The sequence below is a fragment of the Aminobacter sp. P4_D5 genome, from assembly GCF_056401815.1.
Window position 1 is genome coordinate 1 of sequence record NZ_JBFUIP010000320.1, and the last position, 3037, is coordinate 3037.

Genomic DNA, 3037 nt, shown 5'->3' on the forward strand with positions numbered 1-3037 from the left:
CAACGATCCCACGCTCCAGCAGCAATTCTTCGACCAGGCGCAGGCTCAATGGGAACCGGAAATAGAGCCAGACCGCGTGCGCGATAATCTGGGGTGGGAAACGATGGCGCTTGTAGCTGACGGCCGTGGTCATACCTCCGCGTCTATACCGCAAGTCCTGATACTTGGTTTATGTGACAAGCCCTCCGCTCAACCTTAGCGTACGATTTTGAGTAGCACTTGTTCTGACCCCGGATTGGCGCGTCGCGCCTATTCATGCCTGATAACAACCTGCTCGAGTAGGACCATCGGCGTTCAAGAGCCGCGTCTGATCGATGCTCGGCTTCAAATCACCGACATCAACCGCGATCTCCTGGGCGGCATTGAAATGGTCCACATGATGCGCAGACGATAGGCGAGATACGCGTTTAATCCGAATCCATCTCTGGCCGGGCAGTTCAAAATTGTTGCCGCATAATTGCCCTCGTGCCGGGTGCTCTTGCGCTCCATTCAGCCGTTGCAACAGAACCAAAGCGACATGCCTTAGCGAAGAACCGCCCGGATCGCATCGGCTGCCGCGACGACGACGATGTCTGCTTCCTCGCGGGTCAGGCAAAGCGGAGGCGCGAAGCCGAGAATGTCGCCCTGCGGCATGGCGCGGCCAATCACGTTGCGTTCCAGCAGCGCGGCCGCGACCTGCGGTCCAATCTTTTGCGATGGTTCGAAGAACTTGCGATCGTCCCTGTCCTCGATAAATTCGACGGCGGCCAGCATGCCATCGCCGCGCACGTCGCCGACATTGGCGTGACCGCCGACGGCTTTCGCTAGTTCTTCGCGGAAATAGGCGCCGGTCGAACCCGCGTTCTCCACCAGGCCGAGTTCGTCGATCAGCTCGAGATTGGCTACGCCCGCAGCGGCGCAGATCGGGTGGGCCGAATAGGTCCAGCCATGGCCGATGGGCCCGAGCGTGTCCGAACCCTGCACCAGCACCTGCCACATCGCGTCGGCGACGATGACGCCGGACAGCGGCGCATAGGCCGAGGTCAGACCCTTGGCGATGGTGATCAGGTCCGGCTTGATGCCGTAGTGGCCCGAGCCGAACATCGTGCCGAGACGGCCGAAGCCGGTGACGACCTCGTCGGCGACGAGCAGCACGTCATACTTCTTCAGCACCGCCTGGATCCTCTGCCAGTAGCCGGCGGGCGGCGGCACGATACCGCCGGTGCCCAGGATCGGCTCGCCGATGAAGGCGGCAACCGTGTCGGGCCCTTCGGCCAGGATCATTTCCTCCAGCTTGTCGGCGCAGAACTGCGAGAACTGCTCCTCGCTCATCGACCGGTCCTCGCGGCGGAAGTAATAGGGTGCCTCGGTGTGCAGGATCGGCGCACGCGGTAGGTCGAAAGCGTTGTGGAACAGATGCAGGCCGGTCAAAGAGCCGGTCATCACGCCCGAGCCATGATAGCCGCGCCAGCGCGAGATGATCTTCTTTTTCTCGGGGCGGCCGAGCACGTTGTTGTAGTACCAGATCAGCTTGATGTTGGTCTCGTTGGCGTCCGAGCCGGAGAGGCCGAAATACACCTTCGACATGCCGGCCGGCGCGCGGTCGATAATCATCTTGGCAAGCTGGATCGAGGCGTCGGTGCCGTGGCCGACATAGGCGTGGTAGTACGCAAGCTCCTTGGCCTGCGCGGCAATCGCATCGGCGATCTTTTGGCGGCCATAGCCGACATTGACACAGTACAGGCCGGCGAAGGCGTCGAGGCTTTTGCGGCCTGTCACGTCGGTGATGTAGACGCCTTCTCCGCCAGCCATGACGCGGGTCGGGGTTTCGCCGCGCGCATGCATTCCCATGTGGGTCGAGGGATGGAAGAAATGATCGCGGTCCCAGGCGGTGCGTTCGTTGGACGGATCGAGCATGTGAAACTCCTTGAGTGAAATCGGATCAGGCGGCGTCGAGGCAGAGATATTTGAGGTCGGTGAACGCCTCGATGCCGTGACGGGAACCTTCGCGGCCAAGGCCGGRCTGCTTGACGCCGCCGAAGGGAATCGGGGCGCCGGTGATCTTGACGCGGTTGATCGCGACCATGCCGTAGTCGAGCGCACGGCCCATGCGCAGCTGACGCGCGCCGTTCTCAGTCACGACATAGGCGACGAGGCCGTATTCGGTGTCGTTGGCGCGCGCGACGACTTCCGCCTCACTGTCGAAGGGGGTGACGGCCGCCACCGGCCCAAACGTCTCGTCGCGCATGATCTCGGCTGTGTCCGCAACGTCGGCGAGCAGCGTCGGCTCGAAAAACAGCGCGCCCTGCGCCGAGCGTTTTCCGCCGGTCCGGATGCGCGCGCCCTTGGCGAGCGCATCGGCCACCTGGCTTTCGACCTTGGCGAGCGCCCGCGCGTGCATCAGCGGGCCGATCTCGGAGGCTTCGTCAACGCCGGGGCCGACCTTCAGCGCGGCGATGCGTTTGGAATAGGCATCGCAGAATGTCTCGTAGAGGCCGCGCTGCACATAGATGCGATTGGCCGCGAGGCAATCCTGGCCAGACGTGGCGAACTTCGCGTCGATGGCGATGTCGACGGCGCGGTCGAGATTGGCGTCGTCGAACACGATCAGCGGCGCTTGGCCGCCCAATTCCATGACGAGACGCTTCATCGTCGGCGCGCATTGCGCGGCGATCAGCCGGCCGATCTCAGTCGAGCCGGTGAAGCTCAGCGCGCGAACGCGGGCGTCGCGGCACAGCTCGCCGACGATGGTGGCGGCATCGCCGGTGACCACGTTGAAGACGCCGGGGGGAATGCCGGCGCGCTCGCCGAGTTCTGCCAGCGCGAGCGCCGAGAGCGGTGTTTCGGAGGACGGGTGCGCGACAACCGTGCAGCCGGCGGCAAGGGCCGCGGCAGCCTTGCGGGTCAGCATGGCGGAGGGGAAATTCCACGGCGTCACCACGCCGACTACCCCGACCGCCTCGCGCCGCACCATCATCTCGGCGCCGGCAAGATGGCTGGTGACGCTCTCGGCGTTGAGCCGCTTGCCCTCCTCGGCGTACCACTCGATGAAGGAGGC

General features: G+C 64.0%; 2 protein-coding genes and 2 pseudogenes. 1 reads left to right on the forward strand and 3 read right to left on the reverse strand.

Annotated features, from left to right (window positions below; genetic code table 11):
- Positions 1 to 133 (reverse strand): annotated as a pseudogene (locus AC1DWF_RS31355) (IS6 family transposase); the annotation flags it as partial.
- Between the two features lie 181 nt (positions 134 to 314).
- Here AC1DWF_RS31355 and AC1DWF_RS31360 point away from each other — a divergent pair.
- Positions 315 to 457, forward strand: a pseudogene (locus AC1DWF_RS31360) (IS6 family transposase); the annotation flags it as partial.
- Positions 458 to 522: 65 nt separating this feature from the next.
- Here AC1DWF_RS31360 and AC1DWF_RS31365 read toward each other — a convergent pair.
- Both AC1DWF_RS31365 and AC1DWF_RS31370 read right to left on the reverse strand, forming a co-directional pair.
- On the reverse strand, positions 523 to 1896 hold the full coding sequence (locus AC1DWF_RS31365) for an aminotransferase (protein WP_476785584.1): 1374 nt from the start codon (positions 1894 to 1896) through the stop codon (positions 523 to 525).
- A gap of 25 nt (positions 1897 to 1921) precedes the next feature.
- Positions 1922 to 3037, reverse strand: a 1116-nt coding sequence (locus tag AC1DWF_RS31370; RefSeq protein WP_476842500.1) for an NAD-dependent succinate-semialdehyde dehydrogenase, incomplete at its 5' end; no start/stop codon positions are given.

What these genes read in the sequence shown, in the direction of transcription:
- AC1DWF_RS31365 (WP_476785584.1), bottom strand. Translation starts at nt 1,896, where the DNA reads ATGCTCGATCCGTCCAACGAACGCACCGCCTGGGACCGCGATCATTTC.